General features: G+C 63.2%; 22 protein-coding genes and 1 pseudogene. 2 read left to right on the top strand and 21 right to left on the bottom strand.

All coding sequences use genetic code 11. The annotated features are described in order from the left end of the window. Positions 1 to 12: 12 nt before the first annotated feature. The 3 genes from NKH13_RS14800 to NKH13_RS14790 all read right to left on the bottom strand — a co-directional run bounded on the left by NKH13_RS14800 (position 13) and on the right by NKH13_RS14790 (position 999). Positions 13 to 315: a DUF982 domain-containing protein gene (locus NKH13_RS14800; RefSeq protein WP_352717704.1), complete on the bottom strand. Its 303-nt coding sequence runs from the start codon at positions 313 to 315 to the stop codon at positions 13 to 15. A 60-nt stretch (positions 316 to 375) separates the two neighbouring features. Next, positions 376 to 669, bottom strand: coding sequence for a DUF982 domain-containing protein (locus tag NKH13_RS14795; protein ID WP_352717706.1), 294 nt, complete (start codon positions 667 to 669; stop codon positions 376 to 378). A 126-nt stretch (positions 670 to 795) separates the two neighbouring features. Further along, positions 796 to 999 (bottom strand): hypothetical protein, encoded by a 204-nt coding sequence (locus NKH13_RS14790; RefSeq protein WP_352717708.1) that lies wholly within the window; start codon positions 997 to 999, stop codon positions 796 to 798. Between the two features lie 287 nt (positions 1000 to 1286). Here NKH13_RS14790 and NKH13_RS14785 point away from each other — a divergent pair, with 287 nt between their 5' ends. Beyond that, entirely contained in the window at positions 1287 to 1871 is a 585-nt protein-coding gene (locus tag NKH13_RS14785; protein ID WP_352516484.1) for a sigma-70 family RNA polymerase sigma factor, read from the top strand. 367 nt (positions 1872 to 2238) lie between these two features. Here NKH13_RS14785 and NKH13_RS14780 read toward each other — a convergent pair whose 3' ends face one another. From NKH13_RS14780 to NKH13_RS14735, 10 genes and pseudogenes are all read right to left on the bottom strand, one after another. Then, positions 2239 to 2457 (bottom strand): hypothetical protein, encoded by a 219-nt coding sequence (locus tag NKH13_RS14780; RefSeq protein WP_352912931.1) that lies wholly within the window; start codon positions 2455 to 2457, stop codon positions 2239 to 2241. Positions 2458 to 2679: 222 nt separating this feature from the next. Next, positions 2680 to 3384 (bottom strand): annotated as a pseudogene (locus NKH13_RS14775) (class I SAM-dependent methyltransferase); the annotation flags it as partial. Between the two features lie 59 nt (positions 3385 to 3443). Beyond that, entirely contained in the window at positions 3444 to 4433 is a 990-nt protein-coding gene (locus NKH13_RS14770) for a GNAT family N-acetyltransferase (protein WP_352717712.1), read from the bottom strand. 7 nt (positions 4434 to 4440) lie between these two features. Continuing rightward, positions 4441 to 5505, bottom strand: coding sequence for a glycosyltransferase family 4 protein (locus NKH13_RS14765; RefSeq protein WP_352717714.1), 1065 nt, complete (start codon positions 5503 to 5505; stop codon positions 4441 to 4443). 20 nt (positions 5506 to 5525) lie between these two features. Beyond that, the gene (locus tag NKH13_RS14760) at positions 5526 to 6458 is read right to left on the bottom strand and encodes a glycoside hydrolase 5 family protein (protein WP_352912873.1); all 933 of its coding nucleotides are present in this window, start codon (positions 6456 to 6458) and stop codon (positions 5526 to 5528) included. Then, entirely contained in the window at positions 6451 to 7212 is a 762-nt protein-coding gene (locus NKH13_RS14755) for a TIGR04290 family methyltransferase (RefSeq protein WP_352717718.1), read from the bottom strand. Before NKH13_RS14755 ends, NKH13_RS14760 begins: the two co-directional genes overlap by 8 nt. A 2-nt stretch (positions 7213 to 7214) precedes the next feature. Next, positions 7215 to 8015 (bottom strand): nucleotidyltransferase family protein, encoded by an 801-nt coding sequence (locus NKH13_RS14750; RefSeq protein ID WP_352717720.1) that lies wholly within the window; start codon positions 8013 to 8015, stop codon positions 7215 to 7217. Next, complete coding sequence (locus NKH13_RS14745) at positions 8015 to 9118, bottom strand: CgeB family protein (RefSeq protein ID WP_352717722.1); 1104 nt, start codon at positions 9116 to 9118, stop codon at positions 8015 to 8017. The genes NKH13_RS14750 and NKH13_RS14745 overlap by 1 nt, the downstream gene beginning before the upstream one ends. 14 nt (positions 9119 to 9132) lie before the next feature. Continuing rightward, complete coding sequence (locus tag NKH13_RS14740; protein WP_352467989.1) at positions 9133 to 9729, bottom strand: histidine phosphatase family protein; 597 nt, start codon at positions 9727 to 9729, stop codon at positions 9133 to 9135. After that, positions 9726 to 10829 carry an inositol-3-phosphate synthase gene (locus NKH13_RS14735; protein ID WP_352717725.1) on the bottom strand — a complete coding sequence of 368 codons (1104 nt, stop codon included), beginning with the start codon at positions 10827 to 10829 and terminating at the stop codon, positions 9726 to 9728. Before NKH13_RS14735 ends, NKH13_RS14740 begins: the two co-directional genes overlap by 4 nt. A 159-nt stretch (positions 10830 to 10988) precedes the next feature. Between NKH13_RS14735 and NKH13_RS14730 the strand changes: the two genes are divergently transcribed. Beyond that, positions 10989 to 12821 (top strand): hypothetical protein, encoded by a 1833-nt coding sequence (locus NKH13_RS14730; RefSeq protein ID WP_352912872.1) that lies wholly within the window; start codon positions 10989 to 10991, stop codon positions 12819 to 12821. A gap of 244 nt (positions 12822 to 13065) precedes the next feature. Here NKH13_RS14730 and NKH13_RS14725 read toward each other — a convergent pair whose 3' ends face one another. The 8 genes from NKH13_RS14725 to NKH13_RS14690 are packed head-to-tail and all read right to left on the bottom strand — an operon-like array spanning position 13066 to position 22022. Further along, the gene (locus tag NKH13_RS14725) at positions 13066 to 14112 is read right to left on the bottom strand and encodes a UDP-glucuronic acid decarboxylase family protein (protein ID WP_352717729.1); all 1047 of its coding nucleotides are present in this window, start codon (positions 14110 to 14112) and stop codon (positions 13066 to 13068) included. A 23-nt stretch (positions 14113 to 14135) separates the two neighbouring features. Then, on the bottom strand, positions 14136 to 15245 hold the full coding sequence (locus NKH13_RS14720; protein ID WP_352717731.1) for a CgeB family protein: 1110 nt from the start codon (positions 15243 to 15245) through the stop codon (positions 14136 to 14138). Next, positions 15242 to 16336, bottom strand: a complete 1095-nt coding sequence (locus NKH13_RS14715) for a CgeB family protein (protein WP_352717733.1) — start codon at positions 16334 to 16336, stop codon at positions 15242 to 15244. Before NKH13_RS14715 ends, NKH13_RS14720 begins: the two co-directional genes overlap by 4 nt. Beyond that, a complete protein-coding gene (locus tag NKH13_RS14710; RefSeq protein WP_352717735.1) occupies positions 16333 to 17463 on the bottom strand; it encodes a CgeB family protein in 1131 nt (376 codons plus the stop codon). Before NKH13_RS14710 ends, NKH13_RS14715 begins: the two co-directional genes overlap by 4 nt. A gap of 2 nt (positions 17464 to 17465) precedes the next feature. Beyond that, the gene (locus tag NKH13_RS14705; RefSeq protein WP_352912871.1) at positions 17466 to 18566 is read right to left on the bottom strand and encodes a glycosyltransferase family 4 protein; all 1101 of its coding nucleotides are present in this window, start codon (positions 18564 to 18566) and stop codon (positions 17466 to 17468) included. Then, complete coding sequence (locus tag NKH13_RS14700) at positions 18551 to 19843, bottom strand: TIGR04295 family B12-binding domain-containing radical SAM protein (RefSeq protein WP_352912870.1); 1293 nt, start codon at positions 19841 to 19843, stop codon at positions 18551 to 18553. Before NKH13_RS14700 ends, NKH13_RS14705 begins: the two co-directional genes overlap by 16 nt. Continuing rightward, the gene (locus tag NKH13_RS14695) at positions 19840 to 20919 is read right to left on the bottom strand and encodes an NAD-dependent epimerase/dehydratase family protein (protein ID WP_352912869.1); all 1080 of its coding nucleotides are present in this window, start codon (positions 20917 to 20919) and stop codon (positions 19840 to 19842) included. Before NKH13_RS14695 ends, NKH13_RS14700 begins: the two co-directional genes overlap by 4 nt. After that, on the bottom strand, positions 20916 to 22022 hold the full coding sequence (locus NKH13_RS14690; protein WP_352717741.1) for an NAD-dependent epimerase/dehydratase family protein: 1107 nt from the start codon (positions 22020 to 22022) through the stop codon (positions 20916 to 20918). The genes NKH13_RS14695 and NKH13_RS14690 overlap by 4 nt, the downstream gene beginning before the upstream one ends. Positions 22023 to 22233 lie beyond the last annotated feature (211 nt).

Genomic DNA, 22233 nt, shown 5'->3' with positions numbered 1-22233 from the left:
AGGTACCCCTGTTCACCCCGCGTCCGATGCGAAGGCTGCTGTCGGGGCAGGTCTAGGATGCGACTGATCTTCGACGAGGATTCTCGCCTCCCAAGCAGCATTGACGAATGCTTCGCGAGCCTCCGCCGCCGTGATTTGGCCGATCTGGGCGCCATCCAATGCTGCTGTCGCGATCAGCGACAACGGGGCGTTGCGCGCCGGCCATTTTTCGCTCTTGAGGCAGTATGCGGCTTCGAAAACCGAACTGACCGTTCGCGATCGCCCCGGCTTACCGAAGTAGATGCAAACCGGGACATCGAACTCTATCCTCAGCATGGCGGTACTCCGACTTATCAAGTAACAGTAGCCTCTATGGTTTGCAGCGCCCGGCAGGGTTCAGCCTAGATCGTGGGCTTCCCTTGGTTTAGTCCCTGCTGGCATTTCGGCTACCATATCGTGCGCCAGAATTCCGGCCTTGCGGGCAAATGCTTCGAACGCCGCTCGCACCGTCTCAGCATCGATCTCGTCAGCCAGTCCGGCGCGACAGGCGTCGAACGCTCCCTTGTGCGCCGGGCCGCGGCTCGGCCATTCGTTCAGAACGTCATAGGCCTGCCAAATATTTTCGACGTGGCGAGGGAAACCAAGGCCGACGAGAATTGGAACGGGGCGGCCAAAGGATTTTTTTGTCATCTGTATCTCCACGAAAGAGCCGCCGGGTCAACGCGCAAGGCGGACACGACGCCGATGCTCTTTAACGCGGGATTGCTGCACGAGTTGCAGCGGGTTTGTTCGATAGCGCAGCGCCCGGCCCCGGCATTATTTGTTGGTCCGTATCTTTTGCCGGGGATTGATACCGCCTTGCGGCGTGGTGTCGTTCTCGACGTCGCCTTCGAACGTGTTGTTGCCCTGATCGAGCCGGTCGCCCTCCTTGATCGTGCCCTTGGAACTGCCGATGCCGGGATCGTTGGCAAGATCGCTATCGGCCGGCGTTTTGCCTTTGGCGTGCTTGTTTCCTGTCATGAATTCCTCCTGTTTTGACGTGGCGGACTGTCCTTGAGGTGGCGGCCAAGGCTCGCTGCGAAATCGCGTTTCGACGCGCCAATGGCGGCGCCCCGGATTTCGGACGACCTCGATTCGAACTCCGCGATACCGGTGGTTGTTCCGTCAAAAATATCGCCGCCGGCCGGGTTGCCCAGCCAAGCCGCTCCGGTTCTTGGTCGGGTGATTTCGCCCACCGGAACGATCTTTCGATCAATGCATTTAACAGGTCTGCGCTCACGAACTCATTCTGGACGGGAGCTGGACCATTGCCACCCACAGCCTACGCCTTCGCGACCCGCGAAACCGAAGAAGTTTCCATCGTCCACCTCATACCCGCTTTAAGGGCTTTCGCGCGTACTTTCTGCCGCACTCCCGATGATGCCGACGACTTGGTCCAGGAGACGCTGACCAAGGGACTGGCCAACATTGACAAGTTCGAAGCTGGAACGCGCATGAAGTCATGGCTCTTCACGATCATGCGCAACACCTACTACACGCGTGTCAGGGCCGCAGTGAGGGAAGCGCCCGGCCTGCTCGACTGCGCTTCGCTGCGGCCGATCTCGGAAGCGACACAGGAATGGTCCGTACAGGGCAAGGAAGTCCACCAGGCCATCCAGAGCCTTCCCGAGCACCAGCGCGAGGTTCTGATGCTAATAGGCGTGCTGGGCGTCAGCTATGAGGAAACGGCCGAAATATGCGGTTGCGCGGTGGGAACCGTGAAGAGCCGGCTCAACAGGGCACGCGCCGGAGTGCTGCAATACCTTGGCGAAAGTTCCTCGCAAACGCTGATGGAAAGGCGCAGCTATCTGTCCGAAGGACAACTGGACTTCGAAGCCGAGAGGCGCCGCTAATACATGTCACGTTAATTACTGGTTTCGCGCAATCGTCTTTTCACAAGCGCGTTCTGCAATTCGATCGCAAGTTTGGTCAGCCGGTCAGGAACCCTTTCCTGTTCGATGGCCGCAAGCAAGGAAGCGATTTCCCGGTCTATCGTCAGATCGGCACGCGTGCTGACGGAATCTTCCCTTGAGCGAGACATCGCGTTCTCTTGGCAAATGTTGGTCCCTTCACCTCACTCTGGTGGCAACAGTGCGAGTTTGCAAGAATTTGCAGGCCATCCATGCGACCGGCTTCGGTCCTTGCACAGCTTGGTCAGCAGTTGGGCTCTCGCTGCGTTTCAATTGCTCGCCGGCTGCAAGCCACATGCTGCCGCAACGATCAGTCTTCAGGCCGCCGATCCGCTGAATGATCCTGGTACTGCTCGGATTTGACCCGATTGCCGTCGAGCCCACGCTCCTTGGTGTGCTGCTTCTTATCTCTGTTGGACAGAACGGCGTTCTCTTCGATCTTGTCCTTGGGAAGATCGGTCATCGCGCCAGCGCCAGCGCCTTTGCCGTGACCGCCGCGACCGATGTGCTTCTTGCTGCCGGACGCCATCTTGTCCTCCTTCATACTGTCGAATAGCGGCTTTTCCCGTTCGGCATCCGAACCAGCGGTGGGCCGCAATGTTCCGCCGGAAATCGTAAGCAGGAAGGCATCGCCGTCCCAGTGCCGGAACGGCTTTTCGCCGTCGACGAGGACTTGCATGCCATTTGCATTGGCGAAAGTATGAACGTCGGCGCGATCCAGCGCCGGCGATCCGCGATATGAGTAATTCAAAAGCACGGCCATGCCTGGCCTCTTCAGCACGCGTGCGATTTCCACGAAATGTCGTTCCGCGAGGCCGGCCAGCACCAGATAGGGAAAGCTGTCGACGGCCAACACGCGGTCGAAGCTGGCATCGCGAAAATCGGCAAGATCGAAACCGCGGGTAGGGCGGAATTCTACATTACCGAGCCCGGCGCATCGCCGACGGGCGATCGAGATCATCGCCGGGGATATATCGCTGCCGACGATCCGGTGCGACAGAGCGGAGAGCGCCTGTTCGAACCGACCGATACCACAGCCGATATCCAGTATGTCGCGGCTGCTGCCGGTAAAGCCCCGGCTCTCCAGCCATGCAACGATCTCAGCCGTAGCGGCAGAGAGCTTTTCCTCATTGCCCAGCGACGACAGCTGGACGCTCGCCGCCGGGGAGATCGCCGCCGCCGCGTCAAACCCGGCCGCCAGCCGCTTGACGACCGCATCGTCGGTCTCTCCCTCACCGCGTTCGTGCCGAACGGCACCACCCGTTTTGCACAGCGTGGGGAAGATCTCGGGCCTGCGCTGAAGCAGGTCCGCAATTCGTTGTAGTTTTGCCGTCTTTCGTGGGTCGGCCGAGTGCGTGTTTTGCACGATCTTCGCCAATTCTGCGGCATCAATTCCTGTCTCGAAACGGAGAGCCAGCCTGGCGATGACGGCTTCGACGCCGGCACCGTCTGCCATGCAGTCCTCCAGCACCCGCCTTGCTGATGTCGACCGCCGAGATCCCGGCTGGCTCGCGCTCATCGCCCTTTGCTCCGCGTCCAGATCTTGCGCATCGTCCACCGGTCGACGGCGCCCCAGCTGTATTTGTAGGCCTCTTGTCCGCGCAGAAAATCGAACTCTTCCGCGCCTTCGCAGATCGCCTGCCCTATCGCCCGGCCAATGAGCAGCGCGCCGGGACTTTCCTCCGCATAGCCCGGATCGAAGCCACCGAGATAAGCGTAAGCGCGGCCACGATGATGGAACCCGTAGTAGGCGCCCACGATCGCGCCACCGATGGCGACAAGCCAGCATCGAGCAAGTGCCTGAGCAGCCAGCTTCGGCAGCGCGTGACGGTGGAATTCTTCCACGCGGGTATCGGACAGAACGCCGTCGCCGTGTCCGGCCCAGCGCGCGCGGTGAAGGCGGATCAGGTGATCGAGGAATGTCTGCGGATCGGACAAAGCGGGTTCGATGGAGACCCTGCCGCGTCTCGACGCGGCCCTGTGGGCGCGGCGCAACTGGCGCCTCCGCCGCGCCGGAACACAGCCTTGAAGCGTCTGGTCGCCGGCGAGGGCGAGCACCGGGCAAGCGGCGTGATCGACGGCTTGGCACGATTCGAGCGCGGCATGCCTGATGGCAAGGCCGGCGCTGCCGGGAGGCAGGTCCTGCAAGATCCACTGTGACCAGCCGAGGGAAAGAACCGTGTCGGCGATGCCGACGGCGACCGGTTCGGCGGTTTGGGGAATACAAAGGACATCCAGATAGTCGCTCAACGAAATGCCGAGCGGAAGCAGCCGCGCCCCGGCGACCTGGCATTCCAGATAAAGTGGCGCCAGGCCGACCAGATCGTCGCCATGCCAGACGGCGACCGTCGCTAGCTCGCCGGGAGCGAATGTCCGCCACCATGGCAGCAACCATGCGGGAGACTGGAACGGCGTCGCCGAGGGACTGCGCGACCAGAGTTCCCACCAGTGCGGCTCGAGGGCTTCGAGGTCCGCCGGATCGTCGATGATCTCACTGCGGAGCATGTCCCGCTCACCTCGCCGTCGCGAACTGCCCGCTGTTTGTGCCGAGCTGTGCCAGCGCCCGATAGGCGTCCATGTAGGAGGAAACCATGCGGTCGAGTGAAAAGCGCCGCCGCGCCTCGGCCCGGCAGGTCTCGGGGTCCAGGCCGGGTGCGGCAGCGATGGCTTCGGCCATCTCGTCGACATCCCCGACCAGATACCCGGTCTTGCCGTGCTCGACCACATCCGGCAGTGCGCCATTCGGGAAGGCCACCACGGGGGTGCCGCAGGCGAGCGCCTCCATGGCGACGAGCGAACTGGTTTCCGCGGCAAGGCTCGGGATGACCAGGCAGCGGGCTGTGTTCAGCAGGCGCCGCTTGGCGACAAAGCCGAGCGGACCAAGGAAGCGGCGCCGGTCGTCCAGCCGGGGTTCGACCTCGTCGCGAAAATACGCTGTGTGCGTTTCATAGGGGTAGACCTTGCCACCGATGACCAGCGGCACGCTGGCCTTCTTGGCTGCGTCCAGCGCCAGATGGATGCCCTTTTCCGGGCAGACGCGGCTGAGCACGAGCGCAAAGTCGCGCTTGGCCTGCGGCTCGCTCAGCGCGTCGATGTCCACTCCGTTGGGAATCGGCCCGATCAGCCTGGCTCCCGGTGGCGCGGTCCTTTGCTGAGCCGCCGATACCGCATGCAGCCACAGATCCCCCCGCGCCGGATTGAGAGCGTCGGCCGGATACCAGTCGAGCGGCAAATGCAAGGTCACCAATGTCGGCCCGTCGCCCGGCAGATAGGCGTCGAAATCGATGCCGTGCAAATGAACCACGTCGATCGGCCAGCGCGCGCGCGCAGTAGCAATTGCGGCGCGATGACCACGCTGCGCCCGGCGCTTCGCCGCTTCATCGAGCACGCCCGGCTCGGCCGGCGTCTCGATGAGGACACCCGCAGCGCTCGATCCCTGGCAGCCGATCACGATCGAGCGGTGTCCGGCCTGTACGAGCGCCTGGTCGAGCATCGACAGCACCTGCTCGGCACCACCGACCGCATCCGGCCCGACGGGAGCGAGGGGATAGGCGACGTTGAGGACGGTGAGCGTCATGGCTGGAGAGCCAAAGCTCCTCACGCTGCAGAGGCGCGCAGCCTGCCGACCGAAGGGGCAGCGATGCTGCCGGCATAGCGGCGCGTCATTGCCGCGCAGAACTCGGCGAATTCCTCAGGCACCAGTGGCGGACTGCTGTGGTGCGGCATCAATCCGCGGTGTTCCGGCGTGAAGCAGAAGGTGACCGTCACGTCGAAGTCGGCCAAAGCCTCCATCTGCCGGTCGAACCAGTCAAGCGCGTTGGGCCTGAATCTGTCGGCCCAGGAAAGCCCGGTGCGCAGATTGGTGACGCCGAGCCGTTTCATCCAGGCGACGGCGTCGTCCAGCCGGTGATCTTCGAAATGGAACCACTGCACCAGTCCCATTGCCGGCGCGTGGTGCAGAAACTCCTCGAACGCGGGCTTTGGCGTGCCGTCCTGACGAAGCAGGCCCATGTAGAAATGGCGGTAATAGGAAGAGCCTTCCGACTCGCGATGGCGCGTCGTCGCTTCCCACTCGCGCGGCAGGTCGTAGAGGCTGTACCATTGGATGCGCGGTGCGTTGCCGATCAGCAATTCCGCGGTCCGGCGCAGGCCCCAGACCTGTACCTCCTCGGCGCCGAAGGTCGATACGCCGACCTCGCTGACCCATACCGGGAGATCGGTAACAGCCGAAATCTCGCCGATCTTCTGCGGCCATTCGTGGATCTGCCAGAGGTTCCAGTCGAGCGGAAAGCCGTGCACCGCGACCGCGTCGACATGATCGAGCACGCCGAATTCCTTCATCCGTGTCATGAAACCGGCATCGATCGGCGAGATGCCGCCCAGCACCTTGATCAAGGCGGGATTCTCCGACGCTATCGCGTCGGCGGCCAGGATTGCCGTAGTGGCGAAGCGGCTCCAGTCGGGGTCGAGCTCGGGATCCCAGTGGGATTTGTTGTTGGGCTCGTTCCAGATCATCGCGGCTTCAATCATTTATCTGTCCTTTCAACGGGTAGACGGCGCCGCCGCCGGCCGGCGCGTCGGCGGTACGGCAGAAATAGACCTCCTGCTCCGGTTGCAGCACAATCTCGAAGCCGGCGCTGCGCAGCATGGCTTCGGTGCAGGCGCGATTGGGAATCCACCAGTTGGTGGGGTCGTCAGCGTAACGATGCTCGATGAAATGCAGCTTTGGGAACTCCGGCCGGTCGAACAGGTCGTGGGTCCAGAAATGATAATTCTGCTCGAGCGCCGGCACGTTGGTGCTGCCGCGCTGCATCGACTGGAAGATCATCAGGTCCCGGGCGACGTGCTCCCGGATCAGATCGAGTGCGAGCAAGGGATGGCGCAAATGGTAGAGCACTCCCATGAACAGCACGATGTCGAACCGCTCATGCAGGGCGCCAACGTCGTAGACCGAGAGCTGCCGGAATTCGATGTCGCAGTCCGCTACCTCAGCGGCAAAGCGCGCCTGCGCCAGGTAAGCCTCATCGAAGTCGATGCCTAGCACGCGTCCGGCGCCGCGGCGTTTCATCTCGATCGAGTAGAAACCCGCATTGCAGCCTATGTCGAGCACCGCCTTGCCGGAAAGATCGGCGGGAATCGCGTCGGCGAATTTGCGCCATTTGATCAGCGGATAGTTGCCAAGGAAATGGTCGGGAGCGGTTTCGATGCCGGCCAGTTCCATATTGTGGAACCATGGGCCGAGCGCATCGATACGGCGGCGGATTTCGGCATCGGAATGCAGCATGGCTAGCCTCCTTCGCCTGCGAGGATAGGAACGTGCTGGTGGCCGGGCAGCGTAATGGCGGCTTGATCGTCCTTGGTCCCGGCGGCGCTTTCAAGCAGCCGAAGTGCGGTGCGGTAGCCGTTGAAGGTGCCGACGTCGACATAGGCGGTGCCAGCCTTGATGCCATAGGCTTCGCCGCCGCCGGCGAGATAGGCATTGACCAACGTGCCGATATATTCGTCGCTCCGGTCCCGTTCCCGCCACAGCGCGGCGAGCTGGTGAAGGGTGCGGCCGGGCATCTTGAACGCACCCCAAATCCAGTTCGATTGGGCATTCTGCTGCTTGACCTGGATTTGCTTCACCCGGTCGTCCTCATCGACAACGACGGCATCGAAGAATTCCGGCTGGTCCACCGGAAACAACAGGAAGGACAGGCCGTCGTCCGGAAGGGCCAGGAAGCCGTTTTCGGGAAACCAGATTGTATCGGGCAGCCCGACCAGAACGGTCTCATCGGCTGCGACGAGCGGTGCGGCGCGGAAGATGGCGTCGCAAAGGCCGACCGGAGAGGGCTGCACCACAAACAGAGCGGCCGCATCGGCATAGCCTGCAGAATAATATTCGAGGATATCCGACTTACCCGAGCCGATGACGAAGCAGATCTTGTCGGCCCCCGCGCGCACCATGCGGCGCACCAGGTATTCACTGACCGCGCAAGGCCGCTCGGTATTGCCGTCGATGCGGCTGCCGACCGGCAGAAGCTCCTTCGAAAAGCCGAGCGGCTGGATGCGGCTTCCCCGTCCGGCTGCGGGCACGATGCCCAACATCAAACTGCCTCCTTCAACGGCTCGCCATGCGTGGAGCCGTGCAGTGCATCGGACAGGATGCGGTCGAATTCCTTCGCCCGCCGCGCCGAGGTGTGTTCGTCCAGCACCCGCTCGCGCGCACGGCGGCGGATCGCGTCAAGCTCGGCGTCGGACAGGTCGAGCGCGGCGACCACGTCGTCGGTGCTGTTGGCCACGACGATCTCTTCACCGGGCCGGAAAAAGGCCTCCAGTCCGGGCCATGTGTCGCTCACCATCGCAGCACCGCAAGCGGCGGCTTCGAACAGCCGGCCGGAAGGACACCAGCCTCGTTCGGCCATCGCCTCGCGGGTCACGTTCAGGGTCAGTCGTGAAGATGAAAAGAAGGCGGGGTGGTCGGCCGGCGGCAGATGCCGGACGAAGAAGATATTGTCGCTCCACGGGAATTCTTGCGGATATTGTGCGCCGCCAATAATGAAACGGCGATCCGGCAGGCGCGCAGCCGGATTGACCAGCAGCCTTTCGACCCCGGCCTGGCGGTCTGCCGCATAGGTCCCGAGATAGGAAAGGTCGCCGGCAAACTCCGGCCTGGGCGGGGCGGGCCGGTGTCGCTCTGGATCGACATGGCCGTAGAGCGGCATGACGCGGCGTGCACCCAGCATCGACCTCAATGCGTCGATCGCGGTTCCTCCCGTGTAGCTCAGCACGAGATCGAAATCGCGAAGCCCTTCCGGCCCGAAATAAGCCGGAGGCTCACCTTGTTCGATCCGGGCCAGCGTCACCGGCGTGTCCAGATCGTAGAAGACCTTCAGCCCGCGACAGGCCTGGTGGGCAAGGCGCGACGCGCTCACGGCATCGGGGCAATAGGAGGTGACGATGACAACATCGGCCTCATTCATTGCCTGCTCGGCAACGTGCTGAATGTCCTGCCAGTCCGGATAAAGGACAATGCTGCCGCCATCCAACTGGTCGAGGTCGCGCGTCCCGGCATAATAGGGAGTGTTGCGTTCGAAGAAGGTGATGGACCAGCCCAGCCCGGCCATCGCCCGGATCAATCCGCGCCACAGCGTGGCGTGGCCGTTGCCCCACGACGATGTCACGGTAAGACCGAAAATGACCATGCGCATCCGGCAATTCCCCGTCAGGCAGCTTCGTTGAGTCTGATCAGCTTCGACCCCCAGTCCCCCCAAACAACCGTGGTGATCGACGCTGGGTCGATATCGAAGCGAAAGCAGTTTCCCAGCGACAGGCCGAGCACTTTGCACACGGCGGCCTTGATGACGTCGGCATGGCTGACCAGTGCGACGCACTGATTCTGGTATGTTCCGCGGACCTGCTCGATCAGCGAGACGACGCGTTGCTGCACGTCCAGCATGGTCTCGCCGCTCGGCGTTCTCGCCTGCTGACGCTGGTCGTTCCACGCTCGCCAGTCGGCATCCTGGTTCAGCTCCTCGAAGGTCTTTCCCGACCAGGTGCCGAAGTCGATCTCATCGAGTTCCTCGCGGATCACGATTTCACCGGCATTGCAGGCGAGCGCGATCGGATTGGCCGTCTCCTGCGTGCGTTCGCGCGGGCTACAAAAGATTGCCGCTATCGCCTCGCGTGCCATGCGGTCAGCCAGATGCGAGGCCTGTGCCCTGCCGGCTTCGCCAAGGCACACGCCGGCCATCCGTCCGGCAAGATAACAGCCGACATTGTCGTGCGCGGCGTGGCGCACCAGAAAGAACGTCGTCGTCATTCCGCGGCATCGAGCATCGGCTCGTCCTTGCCGGCGATGAAAGAGAGCGTGCGCTGGCGGGCTTCCGCGTCGGTGAACTGCTCGGGCGGCGATTTCATGAAATAGCTGCAGGGACCGGTCAGCGCGCCCGCGATACCGCGGTCGAGCGCCAGCTTGGCGCAACGCACCGCATCGATCACGACGCCGGCCGAGTTGGGCGAATCCCACACCTCCAGCTTGAGCTCGGCATTCAGCGGCACACCGCCGAAGGTCGTGCCTTCGACCCGGATATAGGCCCACTTGCGGTCGGTCAGCCATGGAACGTGGTCGCTTGGCCCGACATGAATGTTGCCGGGCTCCAGGGGAACGTCGATCTGGCTAGTGACGGATTGGGTCTTTGAGATCTTCTTCGATTCCAGCCGCTCGCGCTCAAGCATGTTGAGGAAGTCGGTGTTGCCGCCGAAATTGAGCTGGTAAGTGCGATCGATGCGCACGCCGCGCTCACGGAACAGGTTGGCGAGCAGCCGGTGGACGATCGTCGCACCGACCTGGCTCTTGATGTCGTCGCCGATCAGCGGCAGGCCGCGCTGCTCGAAGCGCCGGCGCCACTCCGGCCGCGAAGCGATGAAGACTGGTATGCAGTTGACGAAGGCGCAGCCCGCCTCGAGCGCGCACTCGGCATAAAAGCGCGTTGCCTCCTCCGAACCGACTGGCAGATAGGACACCAGGATTTCGGCGCCGCTTTCGGCGAGGATCTTGCCGACGTTGGCGACCGGCTCGTCGGCCTCCTCGATCTCGTCGCGCAGATATTTGCCGATGCCGTCCAGCGTCGGTCCGCGTTCGACGCGAGCGCCGGTAGGCGCCACATTGGCAAAGCGGAAAGTATTGTTCGGCGCGCTGTAGATCGCGTCTGCCACATCGCGTCCGACCTTGCCCTTGGCGACATCGAAAGCGCAGACCACCTTGATGTCCTTGACATGATAGCCGCCAAGATCGGCATGCATCAGCCCGGGTATGGGCTCATTGCTCCTTGCGTCGCGGTAATAGGTGATGCCCTGAACAAGGGAGGAGGCGCAGTTGCCGACGCCGACTATACCGATTCGAACTTTCTTCGATCCCACGAAACCGCTGCCTATGCTGTTGAAGGTAAGTTCTTCGTGCCAAACCGCCTTCCTCCCGGATTGTTCCTTGCCGGCTGCAAAAATCGTGCAACCGATAGTGGATCAAAGTAGCGCCCGCCGAGTTGTGCAGCCAGGGGTGAGGCAAACCGGGACGGGACAATGATCGTCTATGGCGACCACAAGCGAATTGAGAGCGCGCGACATGTTCGCGGCTCGGCCTGCGACGCGGCCGGGCACATTGCGGACATGCCAAGTGGGATCGAACGCCACGCAGCCTTGGTCGGCCTGTTCATCAGGGCTTCGGAACTGGTCCAGGGCCTCGCCGATGCTGAATTCGAGGCCAACGGCATGGACAGGAATTCCCTACAGCGGATCGCGGGCGCAAATCTCCTGGTCGGCTTGGCCCGGGACGTTGGCAGATCGTGGGGGGCCGGATTCGCCATCGACGGCCCGATCGATGCTGAAGTGCCGCGAATGCTGGCCGAACTCGATTGCGATGGCGAAATCCTGACCGGCACGGCTGAAGGATTTGCCCATTACGCGCTCTATCCGGAGAGCTATTTCGTCGCCGCGCGGCAGTCGGGTCTCGATGCGAACACATGCGTGATCGGCATCCGCAGCATCGGCCTGGGGCTGGCAGCGATGGTGGCGGCAGCCATCGGCGCACCGGCACCCGTCAGCGTCCGTCCGACCGATCATCCGTTTCGCAGGCGGCTTGCCGCCGATCCGGAACTGATCGGCGGCTGGAGGACAAGGCCGTCGGCCGATTTCGCTGTCGTCGACGAAGGCCCGGGCCTGTCAGGCAGTTCGTTTCACGCCGTCGTCGCATGGCTGCAAGCGCTGGGCATCGATGCCGGGCGCATCCATCTGTTCCCAAGCCATTCGGGTGGGCCGGGTCCCGAGGCATCGGCGGACAGTCGTGAGGCATGGACGGTTTGCCAAAAACACACCGCGGATTTCGAACGGACTTTCCCCGCTGGATCCGCTGTCCCGACGTTGCGGGATTGGGTCGCCAGGACGATCGGCAGCACGGAGGTCAGCCTGATAGAAACATCCGGCGGAGAGTGGCGTCGCCTGCACTATGGCTCGCAGGACCATTGGCCACCCGTTCACCGCGGCTTCGAGCGGCGGAAGTTCGTCGCTTCTGCGGGCCGGGAAAAATGGTCGGTCAAATTCGTCGGCCTCGGTGAAATCGGAATGCACAAGGCCGAGACTGCCAGGAGGCTGCACGATGCAGGCTTTGGCCCGGACGTCGCCGGGCTGTGCCATGGCTTTCTCGTCGAACGCTGGATCGACGGTACAACGCTGGACCGGGCAAGGCATTCGAAAGAAAAGGTGGTCGCTCATCTCGCGCGCTATCTGTCTTGGCGCGCAGCCAATCTGCCCGCCTCCGAGCCGGGTGCCTCGCTGGAGGCGCTTGCAGACATGGCCGTGCAGAATACAAGCGAGGCTTTAGGCGAAAGCCGCGCCACGGAGTTGCGGAACTGGTTCTCGAGACAGGCTCCACCCAAGACCATGCAGCGGGTCGAGATCGACGGGCGGCTTCATCCGTGGGAGTTCATCCTTTCGCGCGGTGGAAGGCTGGTCAAGACGGACGCCCTCGACCATTGCCGATCGCACGATCTGATCGGCTGCCAGGACATCGCCTGGGACATTGCCGGCGCCCGCGTTGAATACAGCCTCTCCAATGCGGCGACTGCGGCGCTCTGCAAGGCTGTGGAAGCGACTACGTCTCGTCCCGTCGATGCCAATCTGGTCCACTACTACGAGCCCTGCTATCTCGCCTTCCAGCTTGGCTTGTGGAGCATGGCTGCACGATCTGGCGATGATCGGGAACAGATCCGGCTGGCGGCCGCGGCAAGACGTTATACGGCGATGTTGCTTCGTTTCCTGGATAACCAAGGGGACCTGCGGCCCTTCGACCAGGATCAGTCCAGCCGGCGAAGCATATCCGCTTCCTTTTCGAGGATGGCCGCTACCTCCTCCCTCTGAAGATGCGTCAGCATCAGGCTCACGCAACATTCCAGATAGGTGATGGAGGCGCGCCGCAGGAAGGCAGCCGTCTCTCTTGCGGCCATTTGTTCGATGTCTTTGGCGGATCGTTTGGGATGCACAATCGTCTCCATGCCGGTACCTTGGCAGAACCAGAAGCTGGACGGGTTGTTCCCGCGACGAGAAAAAGTGACCAAATCCGCAACGACCGCGCGATCATGCAGCGGCCAGACGCTCCCCGCTATCAGGCCGGCAGGTTTTGCAGCCGGCCTGATGCGGAACGCGCGGTGGCGGCAATTCGACGTCTTCTATCGACCATCTGCGCCGTCTCAAGCTCGGCAAAATATCCGATCGTGCGCATCAAACCTTGCCTGAGCGGCACTTTTGGCGACCAGCCGAGAAGCTTCCTTGCACGGGAAATGTCGGGTTGCCGACGACGAGGATCGTCTTGCGGCAGCGGCAGGAATTTCAAGGCGGATTCGGTGCTGGTCATGCGCCTCACCAGGCCCGCCAGTTGCAGGATGGTGAACTCCCCCGGATTGCCCAGATTGACCGGCTGGCGCGGATTGGGATCGACCTCCATCAACCGGATCAAGCCGTCGACCAGATCGGAAACGTAGCAGAACGACCTGGTCTGCAGCCCGTCGCCGAATATCGTCAGCGGCCGTCTCTCGAGTGCCTGCATGATCAGGTTGGAAACGATCCGTCCGTCCGCAGGGTCCATCCTGGGACCATAGGTGTTGAAGATGCGCGCGACACGGATATCGGCCTTTCCCATTCTCAAATAATCGAAACACAGGGTTTCGGCGGTGCGCTTGCCTTCGTCATAGCAGGCGCGGGGGCCGATGCAGTTCACGTGGCCGACATAGTCTTCCTTCTGCGGATGCTGTTCGGGATCGCCATAAATTTCGCTGGTGGACGCCTGCAGGAACCGGGCGCCGTTACGGGCGGCGAGCTCCAGCAGATTGAGCGTCCCGATGACACAAGTCTGCGTCGTGTGGACCGGGTCGGCCTGGTAACGCGGCGGCGAGGCCGCGCACGCCATGTTGAAGATGCGGTCAACCGGTTCGCCAAGCTCCAACGGTCGGCAAATGTCTTGCTTGATCAGCCGAAAATCCGGACGATTGGCGATCGATGCTATGTTCTCCATGCGGCCGGTAAGGAAATTGTCGACGCAGATCACGCGCCAGCCGGCCTGGAGCATTGTCTCGCAAAGATGCGAACCGAGGAAGCCTGCGCCGCCGGCGACAAGCACGGTCTTGGTCCGTTGCGCCTTTCTTGATAGCTGCATCTCTATCTTCTCCCGTCTGCGGGTCATGCTGCGCTCTCGACGTCCAGATCGAGAACAGAACGTGGCGATTTGGCCTGCGCCAGCAGCGAAACGAATTCGCGGGCTCTTGCGATGCTTGTGTGGGCTGCCAGGATGAGCACGCGCGCCTGCTTGGCCATGGCAAGCCGGGCGCCATCGGACTCCCCGGACAGGATTCCGATTACGTCCTCGGTCCTGCGCGCGGTGTGGATCGTCCGCTCTGGAAACAGGCTGTCCAGTCCGGCCCAGCGATCGCTGATGATCGCCGTGCCGCAGGCGGCTGCCTCGAAGAGTCGCACGCTGGGCGACCATCCGGCCGCGATCATGGAACTGCGCGTGACGTTCAACGTGTAGCGTTGGCGGCTGTAAAAGGCCGCGTGATCTGCCGGCGGCAGGTGTTCGATACGATCGACGTTGTCCGGCCAGACGATTTCGCGCGGATATTGCGAACCTGCCACGACGAAGCGGCGCTCCGGCATGCGACGCGCCGGTTCGAACAGCAGGGCCTCCAGCGTCGCCTGGCGGTCGGGGCTGTAGGTGCCGAGATAGCCGAGATCCCAGCGGATTGGATCACCGGTTCCGTGATGCCGTTCCGGGTCGACGGAGCAGTAGAGCGGCTCGGCCCGCCTCGCGCCGAATTCCGCCGTCAGACGGGCAAGCGTCGGCCCGCCGGTGAAGGAGAAGTACACGTCGAAATACGGGACCTGCCGCCTGGCAATGTACTCGCAATCATCGGTTGAAAGCTTTGCCAGCGTGACCGGCGTGTCGATGTCGTAAAAGCAGAACTGACCCGTGCACAGCGATGCCACGACGTCGATGATTTTAGGGCCTTCCGGAACAAAGGAGCCGACGACCACGATATCGGCATCGCGCAGGCAGCGCGCAAAATTGCGGCGAAGATCGTCGATCGTTTCATAGTAGCGTAACGCGCAGAAATCGGGATCGCGCAGATCCCGATGACTTGCGTACCACGGCACGTCGCGTTCGAGAAAGGTGACGCGGTGGCCGAGTTCGTGGAGACCTTTAAGCAGCCCCCGAAAGGTGGTGGCGTGGCCGTTTCCCCAGGATGAGGAGAGCGACAGGCCAAGAAAGACGATGTCGAGCGGCTTCGTCATTCGGCCGCCTCCACGGTCGGACGCTCGAAATGGCGCCTGAAAATGGCGTCGGCCAAAACGGCCCGTGTCGTATAGGTATGTTCACCAAGCACCCGCCGAAGCGCAGATGCCCCGATCGCCTTGGCCCGTTCGGCGCTAAGGCTTTGCGTGATCTCGGCGACATCCTCGCCATCGCGCGCGACCAGGATTTCCTCGCCGGATTTCAGGAACAGGTCTACACCGAGCCAGGCGTCGGTGATGAGGCATGCGCCGGCGCCCGCCGCCTCGAAAACGCGCGTCGCAGGTGAAAAGCCGTTGGCCGCCATGCTGTCGCGGCTGATGTTGAGGACCGCCTTGGCCGTGACGTTCAATGCATTGTGGTCACGCGTGCCGACATGGCCGAGCCATCGGACATTGGCGGGCATCTGCTTGTCGCCCCAGCCCGATCCGCCGAGCAGGAAGCGCTGATCGGCCGAGCGGCTGGCCGGGTCGAGGAAGAAAGCCTCGACGCGCGCCTCGCGGTCCGGCAGCCGGTTGCCGAGAAAGGCGAGATCGCAGGCGAAGCGCCTATCCTTGCCGACCGGATGATGCGTTTCCGGATCGAGCGCATTGTAGATCGGCACGCATTCGGCCGCCCCCAGTGCCCGATAAGCCCAGACCACCGGGTCGCCGCCGCCATAGGTCAGCACGAGGTCGATTTCCTGCAGCGCGCGATGCAGCGGATGGTCGGGCTCGTCGCGCAACTGGCCAAGCGTCGCCGGCGCATCGACATCCCAGAATACGGTGAGCGCATCGGCACGGGCGTGATCGAGCACCGCCCGCAGCAGCGCGTCGTCGGCGAATCCGACGCCACTCGCCTTGACGACGATATCCGCCTCCGCCGCCCGCGCCGCCACCTGCATCATGGCATGCGGGGTGGCCTCGTAGACGACGACGGCACACCAGTCCGGCGCTTCGATGTCGCGATTCTTCTGGCGATCGTAGACGTCCGGCTCGTAGAAGGTGATGTCATAGCCCAGCTTGGCCAGGGCCTTGAGCAATCCGCGGTAATAGGTGGCCGCGCCGTTCCAATAGGTCGACAGCAGGCTCGATCCGTAAAATGCGATCTTCATTCGGCGGCCTCCTTTGCAAGGATCGTGTCGGCGGCTTGGCGGTGCCCGCATTCGGCGAGCACGCCGAACAATTCATCCGCCCGGTGCCGGCATGTGTGCCGTGAGCGGATCGTCTCGAGGCCCGATGTCGCCAGAGATGCGGCGAGATCCGCGTCACGCAGCACGGCGCGAAGATGATGCCGCATCTCGAAGCCGGTGTTTGCAAACAGGAAATCGGTGCCCGGCCTGAACAGACGTTCGACATCGGACCACGGCGCCGAAACGAGTGGGATGCCGCAGGCGAGCGCCTCGAACATGCGGATGGTCGGGATGCCGGGCAGGCTTTCGCGATATGGACGCCGCGGGATGTGAACCGTGATGCGGTTCGCCGCGAATGCCTTCGGCACGTCGGCATTGGCGATCCAGCCTTCGTAGCGCAGGCCGGCGGCGGCGAGGTCGGCGAGCGCCTCGCGTGGATAGCGGACGCCGTGGACAGTGCCGCTCAGGCCAAGCTCATGCACCGGGTCGACCAGGAATTCCCTGATTTCGGTGCTGCGCTCGTCGTCGCCCCAATTGCCGATCCAGATCAGGTCGGCGCTACGCTCGATTTCAGGATGGGGCTGGAACAGATGGTCATCGGCTGCCTCGTGCCAGGTGAAGACCCGCTTGCCCCATCCGGCGCGAAGATAGCTTTCCCGCAGCGCCTCGCCGAAGGCGAGCACGCCATCATAATGTTCAAGCTGCAAGGCGGAAATCGCTTGCGTGGCCGAGATGGCGCGATGGTGCGTGTCGTGGAACAGCAGCGTGAAACGGCCGCCAATTGCTTTCGCCCTTCCCAGCCGCGCGACAAGGTCCGGCTCGGTCCACTCATGCACGATCACCACATCGGCATCGGAGATCCAGGCTTCGTGGTCGAAGGCGGTGTCATAGGTGACCGGCATCAACTCGGGAAAATCCTTCCGGAATCGCTCGATCGCGAAGGACCCTTTCTCGGCCAGCAGGTTCGACCGGCTCCAGCCGTCGGCCGGCTCCAGCGCAATAGCCTGGTGCCCGCGCGCGACCAGCTCACGCATGATGCCGCGCAGGAAATGTGCGTTGCCGTGGTTCCAATCGGAAACGATCGAATGGGTGTAGAACAAAAACCGCATAATCAACTATCCGCCACGGTGGCCAGGGCCGCCTTGTCGTAGACGCCGCGCATGGCGGTCGCCTGTCTTGCCAATGAAAATCTGCGGCTTCGGCGGGCGGCTGCTTCACCGAGCTCTCGCCGGCGCTGCGCGTCGCTGCAAAGGCTATTGATGCATCTGGCGAGATCGCCCGGATCGCGCGCGTCGTAGAACATGGCCGCGCCGTCCCACAGTTCGCGATAGGTCGAAATATCGGCGAGCACCAGGGGCGTCGCCGACATCGCGGCTTCCAGCGTGGCCAGACCGAACGGTTCGTAGAGCGACGGCGATACGAAAATGCCGGCCCGGGCCATCAATGAGCGTACCTCTTCATGTGGCACCGGCCCGACGGGAACCGCATGACTGAAGCCAACATGCTGGCCGTCCGGGCCTTGCAAGGAGCCGGCAACGAAAACCGGCCATTGCGTCAGGGAGGCGGCCTGGTCAAGCACCGCCGCGTTCTTTCCTTCATCCCACCAACGCGCGGCGGCAAAAACGACCGATTCCCGCCTCTCGCCCTTCGCGCCGGGCCGCGCGCCGTTGCCGACGACGCTCAGCCGCGTGATCGGCCCGTAGCAGGTTTCGAGCATGTCGGCATGGCTGCGGCTCGGTGCAACGACCATGCCTGCTTTGTCGAAACCGCGCCGGTTGCGCTCCTTCTGCCAGGCCCATTCGCCGTCCGCCGCCTGTCCCTTGACGGCGTGGAACCATGTCACCACGCAGGAATGCGACACCGCCACGACTGGGCAGGGCACGTCGAGCCCCGCCGCCTGCGTCGGCGCGTTTAGATGGACGATTTCGATGGCGTAGTCACGGATGAGTGGGTGCAGCCCCTGCTGCAATGCGTCGAGGTCGTGCTCGTTGCGGGTCATCCAGTCGGGCGGCGTGTTGAGCCACGTCAGCGCCGCGAACGACTGGGCCTCTTCGGCCTGCTGCCTGGACGGTTCCGGACCAAGCCCGGCAAGCACAACGCTGTCGCCGCCGGCGACCAGTTGCCTGGCCAGATCGAGCGCATAGCGCCAGACGCCGCCAACCGCATCGACAGTCATCAGGATACGCCGTGGCGGGCTCAGTGTCCGCAACATGTGGCCTCCAATTCGGCCAGCGGACGCGGACGCTTCTCCTGGATGTCGCTGAACGTTCGGAAGGATGCGAGGTAATGTTCATGCGCGCGCTCCCAGGCGAGGTCATCGGGCTCGCCCCAAAGTTCGCGGTAGCTCGGCGAACTCGGATAGGGATAAAGCGGCACCGGTTCGTTGGCCCAAACGCCGTTGTCGATCAGGTGCTTTCGCCAATAGTCGACCAGCGCGGGGTCGTCCTCGACCACGCCGATCAGATTGGCCTGCACGAACGGCACGTGGCGCCTTGCGTCGACCAGCAACGCAGCTAGTTCCTCGGTGCCCAGCCGGCAGCGTTTTGCCAGCATGGCGCGGCCTTCCACCGTCAGGCTTTCGAGGCCCGCCTCGATCGAGACGCAACCGGCGGCACCGAGCAGCTTCAGCAGTTCCGGCTTCCAGAGGTCAATACGGGTCTGCACGCCGAACTTCACATCGCGATCGACCAAGGCCTCCAGCAGCGCCTTTTGCGGCAGGAAGATCTCATCGATGAAGTAGATGTAGCCGACACCCTGTGCGATCAGCCGGTCGATCTCTGCGATCACCGCCTCGTGGTTCCTGCGGCGGTAAGCATCGCGGAAATCGATCTTGGCGCAGAAGCTGCAATTATACGGGCAGCCGCGCGACGCCTCGACCTCCGCGCCAAAACCGACCTGATCATCGTCGAAGCGGTGATGATGGTGCTGATGGGCGGCAATCCAGTCCGACGGCCATTCGAGCGCTGGGTGATCGATGAACGAGCTCGCATGCACGCCGCCGTTCGAAACCAGTTCTCCATCCTTGAAATGGGCCGTGGACGGCACTGCGCTCCAGTCGTCGCGCCGGGCAAGTTCCGCGACCACTTCCTCGCATTCGCCGCGCACGACGATGTCGACGCCAAGCTTGCGCAAAGTCGGCGTCGGCGTCGCCGAGCCATGTGGCCCGATAGCGACGGTGCGGCCGCCGCGCCCGGCAAGATGGTTGAGGAAATCAGCCGGCACGCGCAACTCGGGCGGTGCGCAGCGCCAGAACAGGTAGGTCGGCGCGGTGCTGACGACGGTCATGCCAGGCTCGAAGGCGGCGACGCGATCGGCAAGCGCGGTGTTATCGAGCTTCTGGATCTGCCCGTCCAGCATCAGCACCTTGTGGCCGGCGGCTTCGAGCAAGGCTTTCGAATAGCCGAGTTCGAGCGGCAGATGCGGCTGCCGGCAGCCGAAATAGATGCTGTCCTGGTAGGTCCAGGACGGATTGACCAGAGCGACCTTCATGCCACGTACCTCGCCGGTTCGGGATGCGGGTCGAGGCGATGACGCTGCAGCCAGTCGGTGAGGTCGCGAATGCCGTTTCGCCACGAGACGTGCGCTTTCCATCCCAGCGCCGCCTCGATCGCGCGTGTGTCGGCGACGAAGAACGGTTGATCGCCGGTGCGTTCGCGGTCGTAACGGATCGGAACGTCCCGTTTCGTTATGTCGCGAATCTCCTTCAGCAGCATGCGCAGGCTGACGGCGTTGTCCGGTCCGCCGCCGAGATTGAATGCTAGGCCCTTGACTGCCTCGATCCGGTCGAGCACCGCGCGGTAAGCCGCAACCGCGTCGGCAACGTGGAGGATGTCGCGCACCTGCTTGCCGTCGCCATAGATGGTGATCGGCCGGTCGGAGAAGGCGCTGAGCAGGAAATGGGCGACCCAGCCCTGATCCTCCGTCCCGAACTGGCGCGGGCCATAGATGCAGCTCATGCGCAGCACCGCCGTCGGCAGATCGTATGACTTGGCGTAGTCGAGGACATATTGGTCCGCCGCGCCCTTGGAGCAGCCATAGGGCGTGCAGAAATCGAGGCCGCGCGTCTCGTCGACGCCGTGCGCCCGGATGCCCGCGTCGCAAGGCGCGTATTTGCCATCCTCTTCGCGCATGGCGAGGTCAGCGAGGCGGCCATAGACCTTGTTGGTGCTGGCGAAAACGACGGGGATGCGCTTGCCGCCGCGGCGAGCGGCTTCCAGGACGTTGAATGTCCCGCGCAGGTTGATGTCGAAATCCTCGTCCGGCCGAACCAGGCTCGTGGTGACGGCGGTCTGCGCGGCAAAGTGGAAAACCGCCTTCGAACGCGCCACCAGCGGCATCAGCGCCTCGGTGTCACGGATATCGGCGATTTCGGCGGCGAGGCGGTTGCCGTGCTTTTGCGTCAGCCATTCGAGATTCTGCTCGACGCCGGGACGGCTCAGATTGTCGATGACCAGCACCGGTTCGCCGTCCGACAACAGACTGTCGGCGAGGTTGGAGCCGATAAAGCCGCTGCCGCCGATAATGGCGACGGGCGCTTCGCGAAAATCGGGTGAATCCGGTCTCATGACACCAGCCCTCGCGCTTCGAGTTCCCGCTTCATCTCGGCGCTGCGATCGATGGCGACCGTGTTGCGCACCCACGCGACGAAATCCCCGAGCGAATGCTCCAGCCGGTACTGCGGCTGGAAGCCGAGCAGTTCGCGCGCCTTCGAAATGTCGGCAAAGCAGTTGCGGATATCGCCGGAGCGTGCCTTGCCGAGGATTTCCGGCTGGCGGCCAGGCACGCCCATTGCTTCGGCGAGCAGTCGGGCGACGTCGCTGACCGCGTAGGCTCGCCCGCTGCCGATGTTGATGACATGGCTGCGCGCCTGGGGCTGTTCCAGCGCCAGCCGGAAGGCGCGGGCAACGTCGCGCACATGCACGAAATCGCGCTTCTGTTCGCCGTCCTCGAAAATCAGCGGCCGCTGGCCATTGGCGATGCGCGAGGCGAAGTTCGCCAACACGCCGGTATACGGGTTCGAGAGCGCCTGTCCGGCGCCGAAGACATTGAACAGGCGCAGCGCCACCGCGTCGACGCCGTAGGTTTCGCCGAAGATCAGTACGGCGCGTTCCTGGGCGTATTTTGTCAGTGCGTAGATCGAGGCGAGATCGACCGGTTTCTGCTCGTCGGTCGGCAGCGGCGACAGGACTTCACCTTCCGGCGACAGGGGATTCCATTGGCCGCTGCGGATGTCGTCCGGCTGCCGTCTTGCATTGTCGATGCGCCGGCCGTCCGGCGTGGCATAGAGACCCTCGCCATAGACACTCATCGACGACGCAACGACGATCCGTTCGATCGGCCGTTTGATCAGTGCCTCCAGCAACGTGGCGGTGCCGAGGTCGTTGGCGCCGACATAGCGGGCGATCTCGTACATGGACTGGCCGACGCCCACTTCAGCCGCCAGGTGAATGATCGCGTCGACATCGTCGACCGCCTCCGTGATGGCGTCGCGATCGCGAACGTCGCCTTTGATCAGCTTGGCGCCTGGCGGCAGGCTGATTGCCTCGCCGCCATGCACCTGGTCCAGCAGTGCATCGAGAATTGAAACCCCATAGCCATGTTCAACGAGTTCCTGGGCGACGTGGCGGCCGATAAAACCGCAGCCTCCCGTGACCAGTATACGTTTCACGACAACTCCTCATACGAATGGCTTTGCCGCCCCAAACTTCCGGGCGAAAGGTTTGTTCCCTTGCTTCAACAAAGTTCAGGAGGCTCGCCGGGGTAGGTTTCAACCAGGCGTGGGAACATCGAAGGCTGCTTGGTGTTAGGAGCCATGTTCGACCAACCGCGCGCACATGCCGGGCAGCGATGCATTTGCTGGTTGTGCAACGCGGGGGATC

Origin of the sequence: Mesorhizobium sp. M1348 (genome assembly GCF_040317925.1) — a bacterium.
In the GTDB taxonomy this organism is placed as follows: domain Bacteria; phylum Pseudomonadota; class Alphaproteobacteria; order Rhizobiales; family Rhizobiaceae; genus Mesorhizobium.
Note: the sequence above shows the minus strand (reverse complement) of the source record. Positions and strands in the feature narration are given on the sequence as shown.